The organism is Vibrio sp. EJY3, assembly GCF_000241385.1.
In the GTDB taxonomy this organism is placed as follows: domain Bacteria; phylum Pseudomonadota; class Gammaproteobacteria; order Enterobacterales; family Vibrionaceae; genus Vibrio; species Vibrio natriegens.
In genome coordinates this window covers 2,218,703-2,235,143 of sequence record NC_016613.1, presented here as the reverse complement: position 1 = coordinate 2,235,143, position 16,441 = coordinate 2,218,703, and the positions used below count along the sequence as shown (strand labels likewise).

The window sequence follows — 16,441 nt, the reverse complement described above, 5'->3', positions numbered from 1 at the left end:
CAATTCATTTAAGAGCAATGATATGAAGCCATCATCCCTAAATTACTCCCATTTAGCGCTACTTTTTACTGCTGTATTTTCTACGTCTGTAACTGCCTATGAAGTGCGTTCTGGCGGAAAAACCAGTGTTAAAAAAGACGGTGCGAATGCTTATTCCCTTCCTGCGGCAAATTTACCGATGAGTAAACGACTGGACTTTAGTGTCGGGAATAGCTTTTTTAGAAACCCTTGGGTACAAGCGCCAGCGACTACAGAAGCGCGAGATGGACTCGGACCACTATTCAATACCAATGGTTGTCAAAACTGCCATATCAAAGATGGCCGAGGTCATCCACCTGAAGAAGGGGATATCCACGCCGTTTCTATGTTAGTACGTTTGAGCATTCCTGCTGAAACGCCAGAGCAAAAAAAAGCGTTCATCATTGATGGTGGTATTCCAGAGCCAACCTATGGTGGCCAGTTACAAGATTTTGCCCTACAGAATCAAACTCCCGAAGGTAAAATTTCGATTACTTATAGCGATGTTCCGGTGCAATTCAACGATGGCACGATGGTAACGTTACGAAAACCAACACTAAAAATTACTGATCTGGGTTATGGAGACATGCACCCGGATACCCAATTTTCTGCGCGTGTTGCGCCACCAATGATAGGTTTGGGGCTGCTGGAAAGCATTCCTGACGACACTCTACTCGCTTGGGCGGACGAAAACGACACTAACAAAGATGGTATTTCTGGGAAGGTAAACAAAGTTTGGGACATAGAAAAAGGCAACTTCGCGCTCGGTCGTTTCGGCTGGAAAGCGGGTCAACCAACATTGATGCAGCAGAATGCAGCCGCCTTTAATGGTGATGTTGGCCTCACAAGTCACTTGTTCCCAAACGAAAACTGTACCTCAAAGCAGACAATATGTAATGAGCTGCCAAATGGCGGTGATCCAGAAGTTAGCCAGAATATTCTCGACTTCGTGGAGTTTTACAGTCAGCACCTGGCCGTGCCAATTCGTCGTAATGTTGAAGACCCGCAAGTGCAACTAGGTCAGAAAATTTTTGCTTCATCAGGTTGTGAAAGCTGCCATAAAACTAACGTTAAAACCGCTAAACGAGCTGGTTTACCTGCGCTTTCAGAACAAGAAATACACCCATATACCGATCTACTGTTACACGATATGGGCGAAGGTTTGGCAGACCACCGACCTGAATATCTGGCGAATGGTCGCGAATGGCGCACCCCTCCGCTTTGGGGGCTTGGCTACACCGAAGAAGTTAATGGTCATACCTACTATTTGCACGATGGTCGTGCACGTAACGTTATGGAAGCAGTACTTTGGCACGGTGGCGAAGCAGAAAATTCAAAACAGAGCGTATTGGCGTTAAGCAAGAGCGAGCGTGAAGCGCTGGTGGCTTTCCTTGACTCGTTATAAGGAATCGAATGTGAATAAAAAACTATTAGTGTGTGCCGTTGTTACTGCGCTGAGTCTGACGGGTTGCCAATCGACATTGAGTTCAGCCGATGATCAGGCAGAGAAAACGAGCCATATTTCGCAAAGTGTGTATGAAATCGAGTATCAATCTGCTCATACCTTTTTAGAACAGAGCGCATCATTAGAACGTGCTTTTAATGATTTTTGTGCATCAGGGGATAAAGACCCATCTTCAGTAAAACAACAATGGCATGAAACCATGCGCGCCTGGATGGCTCTACAAGGACAGGAGCGCGGGCCTGCGAGTGCGTTGGAGCAAAGCTGGAATGTGCAATTCTGGCCAGATAAAAAGAATACCACCGGACGAAAAATGTCGGCACTAACCAAATCGGATCAAGTCTGGAGTGCACAACAGATCTCAACGCAGAGCGTGACGGTACAGGGCTTGGGTGCACTAGAGTGGTTACTTTACGATAGTGGTTCGACACTGGAAACAAACAGCAATACCTGTTCCACAGCGGTATCAATTTCTCAAAACCTCAACGCTAAAGCCGGCTTGATTGCGAACGCTTGGGCCCAGAACCCGTGGAAAGCAATGAAAAACACGGAGTGGGAGTCGGAATATATTTCGCTACTGTCCAACCAGCTTGAATACAGTATGAAAAAATTGAGTCGCCCGATGGCGAAAATTGGTCATCCGAGACCTTACTTTTCTGAGTCTTGGCGTTCAGGCACTTCACTCGCGAATTTGAAAGCAAACGTGCAAAGCATGCAAGCTTTATACTTGGCCAATGGCGATGGCTTAGACGCTCTTTTGCGCGAACAGGGCAAGTTGGAACTCGCCGATCGAGTTTCGCGTCAGTTTGACATGACACTTGAGACTTGGCCTGAGGAGAATAGCTTATTCGAAGCACTACAAACGGTAGATGGTTACCGCATGGTGTTGGCGCAATACAACAAGTTAGAGCAATTGAAGTACCTCATTCATGAAGAGGTAGCAATCGAACTCGGCGTGGTTATAGGATTTAATGCTACCGATGGTGACTGATCAAACAAGACGCACATTGCTTAAAGCCGCTCTATTTGGAGCGGCAGCCCCATTACTGCCTTTTGGTTGTGCTAGTACGACTCCGCGAACGCCAGCGTTAATTGGATGTTCAATCATTGGCCGTGACAAATATGCAGCAGTTGTTGCCGATGAACATGGGATGCCGATTTCCAAATTGCCAATTCCAGAACGTGGTCATGGTGTTGCTATCAACCAACACGGTCATGCGACGGTGTTTGGTCGTCGGCCGGGTACCTTCTTCATGGTATTTGACTATCGGAATGGGCAAGCGATAAAGCTGCACACGGCAAAAGCAAATCGTCATTTCTATGGTCACGGCGTGTATTCCCACGATGGGAACTATCTGTTTGCGACAGAAGGTGAAAGGGGCACAAGCCGAGGTATTATTGGCGTTTACGATGTGCGCAAGCAGTATCAAAAGATGGATGAGCTGTCAGGCTTTGGTATCGGACCACATGAAGTCATCATGATGCCCGATGGTGCATTAGCGATCGGTGTTGGCGGTGTGCATACTAATGGAAGAGAGCCTCTAAACCTCGATTCCATGACCCCAAGTCTGAGCTACCTGTCTCAAGATGGTGAGTTTCTCGATCAAGTTTCTCTGCCCGATCACAAGCTGAGCATTCGTCATCTTGCGCACGATGGCTCAGAGACAGTGCTATGCGGCCAGCAATATCGAGGTGAGCCAGATGAATACCCGGCTCTTATCGCGATGCACACTCGGGGTGAAAAAATGCTGGAGCTTGAGGCTGAACCTGAAGAATGGGCGCGTTTCAATCATTACGTTGCCAGCATTGCGGCGACTGATGAGTGGATATTAGCCACTTCTCCTCCGGGAAGCTGCTATGGTATTTGGTCCAAAGCGACGGGCAAGTTGGTTGAGTTGAACGCGTTACCCGATGCATCGGGTGTTGTGATCTATGGGGATGAGTTCCGCATCAGCTCTGGTGCAGGCAAAGTTGTGGAGCAACAGCCAATAGAATTTAAGAATACATTTTCAACAGGTATACAGTGGGACAATCATTGGTCTAGAATTGTGTGAAAAACAACCTTATTGATAGTTTTATGTGAAACTTATCGGAAAAAATATTGTCCCGTTCTTATTTTTAAAGCAGCAACCTGTGAGATATTTGCCATACTTTCTAATAAGGCAAGTAGGTAAGGGTTGTATCAGTGTTTGCTAGGGTTCTAATAATGACGGCACTTTTAGTGCCGTTTTGCAGCTTTTCTACCGCAGTTTCTCTTGACGATACTTCACAAGTGGAGCAAGAGGGAGCGGTTAAGCAGCTCTCAATTGAAAAAATGATCCACTATCCATCTGTGGTGGAGCAATTGTACCAGAGCACAAACTACCGTTTGAACTGGCAGAATGAAAGTGACGTTGAACAGTTCATCTTTCAACTGAATGTTGTCGCGCTTGCAGACGTCACTAAAGAGTTTGATAACCAGCTGCATAGAATCAACCAGATCAAATGGCAAGGTGACAACCTCGACTTTGATTTGGTGATGACAGATTCATTGCTGATGTATTTAAGTTACTTGGAGCAGTTGCCTCACGAAGGGGTTAACTGGCTATTTGCCAATAAAACGCAAGTTGATCTTCCTCCGCCGAGTATCGATACATTATCGGTTCTTAGCAATGAGCTGACTGTTGGTAAGCTGGATCAGTTTTTGTCCAGTTTGCGTTCTCCGCTGCAAATGGATCGAGATTTCAACTCGGCGTTTTCAGCCTTATCTGAGCACGCGCAATACCAATACCCTTTATACGAGCAACAAGGCTTGCTTCGTCTTGGCGATCCAATAACCAATAAAGCCTCTTTGGCAGAGCGCCTTGCGATAGTGGGCGTGGATGTCAGCTATGTTGACCCAAATTCGGCGCGATATGATGAGAACCTTGAACTGGCTGTCAAAGAATTTCAGCGTATTCATGGTTTGAAGCAGGACGGCGTTATCGGGCCAAATACGATACGTTGGATTAACTTTTCTCCTAAGCAGAGGCTGCATTTGCTTGCTTTAAATGCTGAGCGCTCAAGAATATGGGCGAAAGAGAGAGATAATGTCGTATTCGTCAATGTGCCAGGGTATCAAGTTACATACTGGCATGATGGACAGCCATTGTTTGAGTCGAAAGTCGTGGTTGGTAAGAGTTCAAGAAAGACGCCGATAATGACGGTCAATATGGATTCGGTTATTTTGAATCCAACATGGAATGTGCCATGGAAGATCATGGTCAAAGACATCATTCCTAAAGTAAAAAGCAACCCAATGTATTTGATTCACAATAACATTCAAATCATTCGATCTTGGACTTCACGAGAGATCATCGATCCTACCACTATCAATTGGGCGACGGTTAATCCTCGAACTTTCCCATACCGAATGCGTCAGGCATCGGGTTCACAAAATGCGTTGGGCTTGTATAAGTTCAACATGCCAAACCCGCAGGCCATTTATTTACACGATACGCCAAGTAAAAACTTGTTTGAGCAAGATCGTCGAGCATTCAGTTCTGGTTGTGTTCGCGTGGAAAATGCCGATCAATTAGCTGAACTGCTTTTCAAAACGCAGGGGCTGGAAGAGCGTTTCGCGAAAAAACGCGAAAGTGCCCGTCGTTCTAATACGTCGGTTCCTTTAGGCGAGCGTATTGCGGTCCACATCATCTACCAAACTGCGTGGTTAGAAGAAGGTACGCTGTATTACCGTGATGATATTTATTCTTACGATAATCAAGGGTAGCGGCACACAAAACTTTAAGTAAATTTACATTGCAGAAAATTTACTTGTCGTTCAACCAGTAATCCATCCAAAATAGTCGATTAGGACATTCCAGACTGATTTGTGCGTTTGACGAAATGCACCAGTTTGGTTAATGTCCGCCTTTCGTGTAGTTTTTGAGCAGTATTTCTATATGGTAAGTCGTAATTTTTCCCGTCGTGATTTTCTTAAAATGACCGCTGGTGGTGTTGTATTGGCGTCTGCAATGCCAACTCTCTCATGGGCTTCATTGCCTGATGAACCTCGCGTACTAGCGATGAATAACCTGAATACTGGTGAGCAATTAGAAACGTGCTACTTTGATGGAAGTGGCTACGTAAAAAGTGAGCTTGAAAGGTTAGATGAGTTCTGTCGCGATCACAGACGTAATGAAACCTTCCCTATGGATCGACGTTTGTTTGATCAGATCAGCCAAATTCAAAAGCTTATTGGTACGGAGTCAGAAGTCATTGTGATCTCTGGTTATCGTTCACCAAAGACGAACTCTTCATTGCGTAACAACTCTTCTGGTGTGGCAAAGAAAAGCCTTCACATGGAAGGTAAAGCCATCGACTTTCGTTTAGACGGCGTAAAGTTGTCTACTGTACGTGACGCTGCTTTAAGTCTGAAAGCTGGTGGAGTTGGCTACTACCCGGGCAGTAACTTCGTTCATATTGACACTGGTGCGGTTCGCTCCTGGTAAGTGAGGTTGCAAGTCACCCTGAAAGTCTTGACGCGCAAGGTTTTCACAAGTCTTGAAGTCATTTAGGCTTAGTGTCATAGTTGCGGAAGTCTTAATAAAATTTATGTGGTGATAGGTTATCCATGGCTCTTAAATACCAAATTGTCCCGGTGACAGCTTTTTCTCAAAATTGTTCTATTGTCTGGTGTGATGAAACGATGAAAGGCATCGTGGTTGACCCGGGCGGTGATGAGAAGCAGCTTGCTGTGTTAATCAAAGAGTTAGGCGTTGATGTTGTTCAATTGGTATTGACGCATGGACATTTGGACCACGTTGGTGGCACTCAGCCATTAGCGGCTTTGCTTGGTGGAAAGGAAATTGTTGGGCCTCATAAAGCGGACAATTTCTGGTTACAAGGCTTAGAAGGGCAGAGCAAAATGTTTGGCTTCCCGCTAACTGAAGCATTTGAACCTGATCAATGGCTTGATGAGGGTGACACTGTCACGTTTGGTAACCAAGTGCTGAAGGTGATCCACACTCCGGGTCATACACCTGGTCACGTTGTGCTTTACAGTGAAGAAGCTCGCGTAGCATTTGTGGGTGATGTCCTGTTTAACGGCAGTATCGGTCGTACAGACTTCCCTCAAGGTGATTTCAATACCTTGATCTCGTCGATCAAAGAGAAGCTTTGGCCACTGGGTAACGATGTGACCTTCATTCCAGGCCACGGCCCACAATCTACTTTTGGTCATGAACGTAAAACCAACCCATTTGTTGCCGATGAGATGCCGCTTTACTAGCGAAGTCTGACTCGGAAAATAACGGGTAATTGAATGACTGACTCGGGCAGAACAAAGTTATTTTGTCTCGAGTAAGTCTGGCTCGGCGGCAGCTAAATACCGCCGAGTTAACCCGACAAAATCTTCGGCTTCTCTATCCAAATCACTGGCTGAGATAAACACGTCGTAGCCATAAAAATCTCGCTGATATTTCATTCTGTTTGCAAGCATCGCAAGCAAGCCATCGTATTGCTTTCCCTGACTACTCAGATACGGTCTTGGATCGAGCACCATATCTTCGAACTTTTCTTCACATTGATTTTGTCTTGCTCCTAAATACAGAAGCGCACGTTGGCTCAGGAGGATTTCTGTCGCAATGCGAGGGCAAATCGCATCCAAGTAAGGAGAGTAGTGCTTTAAACGTACGCCAATCCAGGGCAGTGGTTGGTACCATCCGTCTTGTTGATAGCTACAAATACCTATCGATTCAATATTGCACCAGCGAACAACCCAACCACCCTTAAAAAGGTGTTGTTGAAAGTGGGTTGCGGTTAGCGTAAATGAGACTTGGCTTTTTTTAATCATCATAACTGCAAAGCCGACAATAACCGCCATTAATACCACAGACAATATCGCTTGCTTCCATCCAGGTGATATCAACACAAGAAACAAAGTTATTAAAGCGACAACCAACAAGGTTATTCGGGTAAGAATAGAACCAGGTTTAAAATGTGAATTTGTGAGATGTAGCGTTTCCATGCATTTAACCTCATAGAGTCAACAAAATACCCAAATGCTTTCCCGTTAATCACGATCTAATTTAACTGTGCTTCTAGGCTATTTGCGGTGCGATTACTTCATTTGTCCGGTGTGAAACAAAATGCATTTGGTGGATAAAAAACCTCTGTTTTTATACCCAGTATTCAATAAAACAGTTCACAAATTACCTGTATAAATTCTAGACGCTCTGCGTTTTGAACGCATTTTTCATCGCGTTTCGGCGCTAAAACCTACAAATTGCTTGTGAATTTTGGTATAAAACGCGCTTCAAATTTTCATCCCTGCTGATATGCAGTGAACTGGAGACATATTCAATGAGACTTGCTCATAAGCGTAAAGTGCAAATGAAATTGCAAAAGCGCATTAAAGCGACAGTAGCAAACATTGCTGCAGTACAAAAAGCAGCGAAGCCTGTTGCTGAGAAAGCAGCACCTTCTGTTACTGAGAAAGCTGTTGCCGAGAAAGTAGTAGCTGAGAAGAAAGTAGCTGTAGCGAAAACAGTAGAAGTTGCGCTAACTCCAAAACAGCAACAAGTGCTAGATATTGTTGTCGCAAATGCGGACGGTATTAACCCTAAAGGCATCGGCCTTGCTGCAGGTCAAGAAGACACTAAAGCGGCATCATGGGCAACTGGCGCTCTGAAGAAGCTTCTTGAAGAAAACCTGGTTCAAAAAGAGCAATTGGCAGGTAACAAAGTTATCTACAAAGCGATTTAGTTTTAAAATCCTTAATCTTATTAAGATACAGCTCTCTAATACCTCGGCTATTGTCGGGGTATTTTTTCGAGCGACCTAACGTCCCATCACTCCGTGTTTCTGCTCCTTCTTTGGCAAGTCTAGCGACGTCAAAATGGCAAATGTCACAATTCTTTAAATACTTTGTAAATTTTTTGGGAAGTTACTACTTACGTAGTTTTCTATTTTCGAGAGTTTTAATTTCTTTCTAACTAACTGTTTTATTTAGGCGTGAAATTTTAATTGGGTTAATCTCCTACGTATAAATACGTACTACCAATGGCTAATGTATGAGTAGTAGGCTGTAAAAATTGCGTGTTCCTGCCCATTTCAGAATCAACGTTATTGATACATCTTTAGCATCAAGTTACGCCCTGTAACTCAAATGATGCTTCGCTATTTTAAGAGTCAACTTTAGACAAGCACATTGTTCGTTACTTGGTGTAATACAAATCCTTGTGAAATGGATGATAACAATAACCTTGGTGACAAAGGACGTGAACGATGAGTTTGATCCAAAAATCTCTTAAAAGAGTGCTGAAAACTACAGCTGTGGTTGCTGCGATGGCCTTCGCTGCAACTTCTGCTAATGCTGCGGAAAAAGTCTACCGCCTGAAACTTGCAGAAACGTGGGGACCTAACTTTCCTATCTTCGGCGATACCACGAAAAATATGGCTAAAATGGCAGAAGAAATGTCAAACGGCCGTCTGCAAATTCGTATTGACTCAGCAAACAAGCACAAAGCACCTTTTGGCGTGTTTGACATGGTGAAATCAGGTCAATACGACATGGGCCATTCGGCGTCTTACTACTGGAAAGGGAAAGTGCCAAACACACTTTACTTTTCTTCTATGCCTTTCGGTATGTTGCCTACAGAGCAGTACGCTTGGTTCTACTATGGCGGTGGCATGGAGTTAATGGACAAAGTGTACGCTCCTCATAACCTGATGTCGTTCCCTGGTGGTAACACAGATACTCAAATGGGTGGTTGGTTTCAAAAAGAAATTAAAACACTGGATGACCTTCAAGGTCTGAAAATGCGTATCCCTGGTTTTGCTGGAGAAATTTTGGCTGAACTGGGCGCTAAGCCAACCAATATAGCACCGGGTGAACTGTACACGTCCCTTGAGCGTCGCACCATTGATGCACTTGAGTGGGTTGGTCCTTCGCTAGACCTTCGCATGGGTTTCCACAAAATTGCGCCTTACTACTACACAGGTTGGCATGAGCCAGCGACAGAGCTTCAGTTCCTGGTCAACAAGCGTACTTGGGAAAAACTGCCTGATGATCTGAAAGCGATCTTAAAAGTGGCAATGAAAACTGCAGCTTACGATATGTACACGCAGTCTAAACACGAAAGTGGTAAAAACTGGGCGACGATCAAGTCAGAGTACCCGAACGTAGAAGTGAAGGACTTCCCGCCAGAAGTAATGGCAGCAATGAAAGAAGCGAATGATCGCCTTCTGAAGAAACACGCGGAAGAAGATGCCTTGGCGAAAGAGATTCAAGAGTCTCAAACTGCTTACATGGAGCAAGTTCGTCAATGGACTGATATCTCACAACGTGCTTATCTAAACAGCCAAGCTGACTAATACGTCAGTATGCTGCCCAAGCCAATTGGGTTGGGCAGCGAGTGAAGCCCAAGAAAAAACTCATAATAAAATGCTCCGCCACTTAGCGGAGCTCAACCATACGTTCCACGGAGTCAGGAATGAGAAGCCTTATTTATATTGAGCGGATGTTTAACCGCTTCAGTGATTTTTTGGGGTGGTTGTCCAGCATCCTCTTCATCTTACTGCTACTAAATGTGGTATACGACGTTGTTATGCGATACGTGTTCAACGATGTTTCTATCGCCTTTCAGGAAATGGAATGGCACCTTTTTGCCTCAGTATTTTTGCTGGGTGTACCATACGCCATCAAAGCTGGTGGACATGTTCGAGTCGACATTTTCTACGAGCGTTTATCTTATAAAGCGCAATCCATTATCGACATAATAGGCACGTTATTTTTCCTGCTTCCTTTTTGCTTATTGGTCGCCTGGTTCGGTATCGACTTTGCCAAAGAAAGTTACGCACTAGGGGAGACTTCTGGAGACCCAGGTGGTTTGCCTTACCGTTGGATCATTAAGGCAATGATCCCATTATCATTCTTTTTTATGGCAGTGAGTGGGATTGGTTTGTTGCTGCACTCTATCAATAAAATTGTTAACCCTCATCTTATCTATGCCGGTAATAACGGTAAGTCGTAAAAGGAAGTTATTATGATCGGTATAGTCATGTTTTTTGTAGCCTTATTTGCGCTACTTCTGGGTTTCCCCGTTGCGTTTACCTTCGGTGGTATCGCACTGATTTTTGGTGTTTGGGCAGAAGGCATTGAAATGTTTGCCTTTATGCCATATCGAATTCAATCGATTATGCAAAACACGGTACTAATGGCTGTGCCGTTATTTGTGTTCATGGGACTGGTTTTACAGAAAACCAAGCTTGCAGAACAACTACTAGAGTCAATGGGGCGTCTGTTCGGTGGCGTTCGTGGTGGTATCGCGATTTCTACTGTACTAGTAGGGGCGTTACTTGCTGCATCTACCGGTGTTGTTGGCGCTTCTGTTGTGGCAATGGGGCTTATTTCCCTGCCTGTGATGCTCAAGTACAACTATGACAAAGGTCTGGCGTGCGGCACCATCTGTGCTTCAGGTACGCTGGGGCAAATTATCCCTCCATCGATTGTTTTGATCCTACTAGGGGACGTATTAGGCGTACCTGTTGGTGATCTTTTCCAAGCAGCGGTATGGCCGGGAATAACACTGGTTGTGGCGTACGTGATCTACATTCTGGTGTACGCAAAGTTGAACCCGCAAGCCGCTCAGCCTATCGAGCGTGATGAGTCTGTCAGCCGAAAAGAAGAAGTCATTAGCGCGCTCAAAGCGGTTCTGCCACCACTGGCTTTAATCATCGTGGTATTAGGTTCTATTTTCGCAGGTGTTGCCACGCCGACAGAATCGGCGGCATTGGGTGGTGCTGGTGCGATCGTACTTGCTGTGTTGTACAAGCAGTTCAGCTGGTCGATGGTTTATGATGCTTCAAAAGAGACGGTAAAAGTCACCGCGATGGTATTTGCGATATTGCTTGGTGCGACCGCATTCTCCATGGCATTTACTTACACTGGTGGTGATTACTTAGTCGAAGAGTGGATGTTGAGTATCCCAGGCGAAAAATGGGGCTTCCTAATCATCACCATGCTTGTCATTTTGATTCTGGGCTTCTTCATCGACTTCGTCGAAATCTGTTTCATCATCGTTCCAATTCTCGCCCCAGTTGCAGAGATGCTAGGCATTAATATGACGTGGTTTGCGATTCTGGTAGCGATGAACCTACAAACCTCTTTCCTAACGCCACCATTTGGTTTCAGTTTGTTCTACTTGAAAGGGGTAGCGCCAGCAGGGGTAACAACGCGTGATATTTATAAGGGTGTGATGCCGTTTATCGCTATTCAGATAGCCGTGCTTGCGTCGCTTCTATTCTTCCCTGGCTTTTACGGAATGGGCTAAAAGGAGATTTTGTGACCTGAGAGTTTCCACCTTTTGAAACAAGTTGTTAAGCTGCTTATGCGTTGACGCTTGGAGCAGCGTTTCATGGAGGGAAGGGATGCCTCTCAAAGCAAAGTTAATTCTGCTGACACTGATACCTGTGGTATTGGTGTCAGCCAGTATCAGTTGGATTTCTATCTACCAAGCCAAGACCCTTGGTCAGCGAGAAGTGGAGCTATTCCACCAAAACCTCATTCAGTCAAAAGAAGCGGCGCTAAAGGATACCGTCGATGTTGCTTTTGACGCCATCATTCACATCTATAACGACACAACGATTGAAGAAGACGTTGCCAAAGCTCGTGTAAAAGCGATTTTAAACCACTTAACCTATGGTTCCGATGGGTATTTCTTTGCTTACGATAAACATGGCACTAACCTTGTCCATCCAGCACAACCTGATTTAGTCGGGGAGAACCTGCTTGGCCTCCAAGATGAGAACGGTGATCGGCTCATTGAGGCACTGTTATATCAAGCACAAACAGGTGGTGGCTTTCACCAATACTTATGGCAAAAGCCGTCGACAGGTGAGGTTGTTCCTAAGCTCAGTTATGCGGGTTGGTTAGACAAGTGGGAGTGGATGGTCGGAACCGGGCTGTACATAGAGGATGTCAGCCAGGAAGTGGCCAGCATGCGCGCGGCAGTGAATAAAAATATCGAAACGACCTTCTTTTCGGTCGTTGTGATTCTGGTCGTTACGGTTGCCGTGATCATCGTATTAACCCTTGCCATTAACTTGCACGAACATCGCCTTGCAGATAAAAACCTGAAAGAGCTGGCGTATAAAACCGTGATGTTTCAGGAAGATGAGAAAAAACATTTGGCGCGCGAGCTACATGATGGCATCAATCAGTTATTGGTCTCTAGCAAATGCCATTTAGATCTGATGAGTCATCGTTTGGAAGACGAAAAACTCAAGCAACACTTGGATAAATCTCAGCGCTCATTGGTTACCGCCATCAATGAAGTCCGGCATATTTCCCACCAGTTGAGGCCAAGTGCGCTGGATGATATTGGTTTGGAAGCGGCGCTTACCACTTTACTACAGGATTTTCACTCTCACTCTGGGATTGATATTGATAGCCATTTTGATACCCAGCAGCAAAAATTGACGTCGGAAGTCGCCACCACCTTATATCGCGTTGCTCAAGAATCATTGAACAACATCGAAAAGCACGCGAAAGCGAAAAAAGTGACGGTGATTTTGCAAAAAATGGGCAATATGCTGCAATTACTGATACGTGACGACGGAATTGGATTTGTCGTCAACCAAGCGGTCCATCGTCAAGGGATTGGCTTGCGAAACATGCAGGAGCGTGTTGAGTTTATTGGTGGTGAATTTGAACTAATGAGTGAACTTGGTCTGGGGACCGAAATAACCGTGCTGCTAAATTTGGATGAAGGTGTTTATGGATAAACCGATTAGTGTGTTGATTGTCGATGATCATCAGGTGGTGTTAGATGGTTTTATGGCACGGTTGGAACTAGAGCCGGACATTGAAGTCATCGGTACCGCCAGTAACGGCTTGGAAGCAATAGAAGTGGCCAAGCATCTTCATCCTGACGTGATCCTTATGGATATCAGTATGCCCATAATGAACGGCATTGAGGCAACGGGAATCATAAAAGAGGAAGTGCCTGAGAGCCGAATTTTGATGTTAACCATGCATGACAACCGAGAGTACATCATGAAAGTGATGCAAGCCGGGGCAGTAGGGTACATGTTGAAAGAGATTTCAGCAGAGAAAATGGTTCAGGCGATCAAAACGGTTAATCAGGGTTCAACCTATTTTTGTGAGTCCGTCACCCAGACGTTGTTCACGCAAGATGTTACGCCAATCAATCAAAAGCCTAACCCACTGAGTCGCAGAGAGGAAGCGGTGCTCAAATTAGTTGCGCAGGGGAATAGCAGCAAAAAAATTGCCACATTGCTTAATATCAGTTACCGAACAGTTGAAACACATCGTCATAATATTAAGCACAAGCTAGATCTGCATTCGACCGCTGAGTTAGCCAAATATGCATTTGAGACAGGACTTACCAAATAACACAGTGCCCGCGTCAGGCGAGCACTGACGGGAATGATTACTCAGCTTTAGGAACGGTACCAGTAATGCTGCCAATTTCAAGCATTGGGGCAACGTCAATATCTTCTGCATTCATCATGGTCGAAATACGCTGTACTGAAGAAAGTAGCAGTGTTTGTTCCCATTCTTCCAGCTTCTGGAATCGATTAATGAAATGCTCTTGTAGCGGCGTCGGTGCTTGCTTCAATACTTCTTGTCCCTGTTCTGTCAGTACAGCGTGCACTTTGCGCTTATCTTCAACGCTACGGCGACGTTCTACAAACTGATTACGCTCTAATCGATCGAGAATGGTGGTCGCTGTGGCTTGACTCATATTGGTGTGGCTAGACAATTGTTTGATAGTGACATTGTCTAACTCGTTGATAGCACGCATTAAAATTAGCTGAGGTGCAGTCAGACCAGACTCTTTACTCAGCTTTTTAGAGTGTAAATCAATAGCGCGGATGATCTGACGAATCGAGACCAATACTTCTTCGTACTTTTCCAATTTATTCATCCAGTCTGTAGGAACATTTAACGAGGCGACACTAACTCAAATGCTTTGTTATTTAAAGAGCTGCGTAAAAAAATTCCGTCGTTTCTCTTCCGGCACTTCTTTGATGATTCCAATTTCCATTTACAGCATGGTGGAAGTGAATCACTACGCTCTAAAATTATTATAGCAACAATTGTTTGTGGTCTAATTATTTATGCAATGTGTTGCATTTATTTGGTCAGAAATCTCTGATTGAAAGGTAATAAATGTGGATTTTTTATGGAAAATCTAGACAAAAACACCTCAAATGTTAGGATCTTGACCCTTCACGGAATTTAAAACGTATCGTGTTCGAATGATTTTATTGTTTGGTGCGTAAAGATTACAAGAATTAGAGAGGAACGATGACAAAGGGTATAGATAAGTACAGTATCGATAGTACCGACTATACGGTAGGTCAGGATAACGTTCAAAAATGGGGGTTTGATGTACATAACCCTGTTTTTGGGATTAGTGCGGGTTTAATTGCACTGTTTCTTGTGGCTGGATTGGTTTTAGATGCACACACTGCTAAGACGGTACTTGATGGAATCAAATGGCAAATCATCGGTTCATTTGATTGGCTATTCATTATTTCAGGTAACATTTTCGTTATATTCTGCCTGGTACTGATAGTGTCCCCGATGGGGAAAATCCGCCTCGGCGGTAAAGACGCAGTTTCCGATTACTCGTTCCTATCGTGGTTAGCTATGTTGTTTGCTGCAGGTATGGGTATTGGTCTTATGTTCTGGAGTGTGGCAGAACCCGTTGCTTACTTTACCGGGTGGTATGAAACACCGCTAGGAGTGGAAGCAAACACCCCTGAAGCGGCGCGATTGGCATTGGGTGCAACGATGTTCCACTGGGGTCTTCACCCATGGGCCATTTACGGTGTTGTTGCGCTTTCCTTAGCTTTCTTCGCTTACAACAAAGGGCTTCCATTGTCGATGCGCTCGATCTTTTACCCACTATTGGGTGACCGTGCGTGGGGCTGGGCTGGCCACATTGTTGATATTTTAGCGGTACTGGCAACACTATTTGGTCTGGCAACATCGCTGGGTCTGGGAGCACAACAAGCCGCAAGTGGTATTCACCATGTGTTTGGTATCGAGGCTGGTATCGGGTTGCAGGTGATTGTCATCACTGTGGTGACATTACTTGCAGTGGTATCGGTTGTTCGCGGTATTGATGGCGGGGTGAAAGTCATCAGTAACATCAACATGATTGTTGCTTTCTTACTGCTTATCCTTGTTGGTTTGATTGGCTGGGCGGCTAGCCTGGGCTCTATTCCAACGACATTGATGGCATACGTAGAAAACATCATTCCACTGAGTAACCCGTTTGGCCGTACTGACGAAGCGTGGTTCCAAGGCTGGACTGTATTCTACTGGGCTTGGTGGATTTCTTGGTCACCATTCGTAGGTATGTTTATCGCGCGTGTTTCCCGTGGCCGTACAGTACGAGAATTCATTACCGCGGTTCTGCTTGTTCCAACCGCAGTAACGGTGGTTTGGATGTCTGTATTTGGTGGTCTGGCTATCGAGCAGGTGGTTGATAAAGTGGGCGATCTAGGTGCGAATGGTCTGACTGACGTGTCACTGGCTATGTTCCAAATGTTTGATTCACTGCCATTTGGTAACATCCTGTCGTTTATTGCTATCGTTCTGGTTTTGGTGTTCTTTATTACCTCTTCAGATTCAGGCTCATTGGTTATCGACAGCATCACGGCAGGTGGTAAAGTTGACGCACCAGTACCACAGCGAATTTTCTGGGCATTGATGGAAGGTGCCATCGCGGTTGCACTGCTTTGGATTGGTGGTTCGGAAGCCGTTCAGGCTCTGCAAGCCGGTGCCATCTCTACGGCGTTGCCATTCACTATCATCTTGCTTGCGATGTGTGTGAGCTTATTGATGGGTATGAGAACCGAGCGTCAATAGTCGGAATAAAATACTATGTTTAAAAAGCCAGCTTAGCTGGCTTTTTTTTTTGTTGTTTTTCTGACGATAGACAAAAGAATGACTCAATTAAAGTT

The 16,441-nt window shown here is 45.0% G+C and carries 15 protein-coding genes; 13 read left to right on the top strand and 2 right to left on the bottom strand.

Annotated features, from left to right (window positions below):
* Positions 1-22: 22 nt before the first annotated feature.
* The 6 genes from VEJY3_RS10130 (at position 23) to VEJY3_RS10105 (ending at position 6,728) form a co-directional block, all read left to right on the top strand.
* Positions 23-1,423, top strand: coding sequence for a di-heme oxidoredictase family protein (locus VEJY3_RS10130; protein ID WP_014232377.1), 1,401 nt, complete (start codon positions 23-25; stop codon positions 1,421-1,423).
* 10 nt (positions 1,424-1,433) lie between these two features.
* Positions 1,434-2,471, top strand: a complete 1,038-nt coding sequence (locus tag VEJY3_RS10125) for an imelysin family protein (protein ID WP_014232376.1) — start codon at positions 1,434-1,436, stop codon at positions 2,469-2,471.
* Positions 2,452-3,534, top strand: coding sequence for a DUF1513 domain-containing protein (locus VEJY3_RS10120; protein ID WP_014232375.1), 1,083 nt, complete (start codon positions 2,452-2,454; stop codon positions 3,532-3,534). Before VEJY3_RS10125 ends, VEJY3_RS10120 begins: the two co-directional genes overlap by 20 nt.
* 152 nt (positions 3,535-3,686) lie before the next feature.
* Positions 3,687-5,228, top strand: coding sequence for a murein L,D-transpeptidase (locus VEJY3_RS10115; RefSeq protein WP_014232374.1), 1,542 nt, complete (start codon positions 3,687-3,689; stop codon positions 5,226-5,228).
* A 172-nt stretch (positions 5,229-5,400) separates the two neighbouring features.
* Complete coding sequence (locus tag VEJY3_RS10110) at positions 5,401-5,949, top strand: DUF882 domain-containing protein (RefSeq protein WP_014232373.1); 549 nt, start codon at positions 5,401-5,403, stop codon at positions 5,947-5,949.
* Positions 5,950-6,071: 122 nt separating this feature from the next.
* Positions 6,072-6,728, top strand: coding sequence for an MBL fold metallo-hydrolase (locus VEJY3_RS10105; RefSeq protein WP_014232372.1), 657 nt, complete (start codon positions 6,072-6,074; stop codon positions 6,726-6,728).
* Between the two features lie 57 nt (positions 6,729-6,785).
* Here the strand turns inward: VEJY3_RS10105 and VEJY3_RS10100 are convergent, their stop codons facing one another.
* Entirely contained in the window at positions 6,786-7,466 is a 681-nt protein-coding gene (locus VEJY3_RS10100; protein WP_014232371.1) for a DUF2982 domain-containing protein, read from the bottom strand.
* A gap of 335 nt (positions 7,467-7,801) precedes the next feature.
* On the opposite strand from VEJY3_RS10100, the gene VEJY3_RS10095 reads away from it, so the two are divergent.
* From VEJY3_RS10095 to VEJY3_RS10070, 6 genes are all read left to right on the top strand, one after another.
* On the top strand, positions 7,802-8,203 hold the full coding sequence (locus VEJY3_RS10095; RefSeq protein ID WP_014232370.1) for a hypothetical protein: 402 nt from the start codon (positions 7,802-7,804) through the stop codon (positions 8,201-8,203).
* Positions 8,204-8,725: 522 nt separating this feature from the next.
* Positions 8,726-9,814 carry a TRAP transporter substrate-binding protein gene (locus VEJY3_RS10090; protein ID WP_014232369.1) on the top strand — a complete coding sequence of 363 codons (1,089 nt, stop codon included), beginning with the start codon at positions 8,726-8,728 and terminating at the stop codon, positions 9,812-9,814.
* Positions 9,815-9,933: 119 nt separating this feature from the next.
* On the top strand, positions 9,934-10,473 hold the full coding sequence (locus VEJY3_RS10085; RefSeq protein ID WP_014232368.1) for a TRAP transporter small permease subunit: 540 nt from the start codon (positions 9,934-9,936) through the stop codon (positions 10,471-10,473).
* A 12-nt stretch (positions 10,474-10,485) separates the two neighbouring features.
* Entirely contained in the window at positions 10,486-11,772 is a 1,287-nt protein-coding gene (locus VEJY3_RS10080; RefSeq protein WP_014232367.1) for a TRAP transporter large permease subunit, read from the top strand.
* A 97-nt stretch (positions 11,773-11,869) separates the two neighbouring features.
* Positions 11,870-13,225: a cache domain-containing protein gene (locus tag VEJY3_RS10075; protein WP_014232366.1), complete on the top strand. Its 1,356-nt coding sequence runs from the start codon at positions 11,870-11,872 to the stop codon at positions 13,223-13,225.
* Positions 13,218-13,856, top strand: a complete 639-nt coding sequence (locus VEJY3_RS10070) for a response regulator transcription factor (protein WP_014232365.1) — start codon at positions 13,218-13,220, stop codon at positions 13,854-13,856. The genes VEJY3_RS10075 and VEJY3_RS10070 overlap by 8 nt, the downstream gene beginning before the upstream one ends.
* A 37-nt stretch (positions 13,857-13,893) precedes the next feature.
* Here the strand turns inward: VEJY3_RS10070 and cosR are convergent, their stop codons facing one another.
* Entirely contained in the window at positions 13,894-14,382 is a 489-nt protein-coding gene (gene cosR, locus VEJY3_RS10065) for a MarR family transcriptional regulator CosR (RefSeq protein WP_014232364.1), read from the bottom strand.
* 392 nt (positions 14,383-14,774) lie between these two features.
* Here cosR and VEJY3_RS10060 point away from each other — a divergent pair, with 392 nt between their 5' ends.
* The gene (locus VEJY3_RS10060) at positions 14,775-16,346 is read left to right on the top strand and encodes a BCCT family transporter (RefSeq protein WP_014232363.1); all 1,572 of its coding nucleotides are present in this window, start codon (positions 14,775-14,777) and stop codon (positions 16,344-16,346) included.
* Positions 16,347-16,441: the final 95 nt, after the last annotated feature.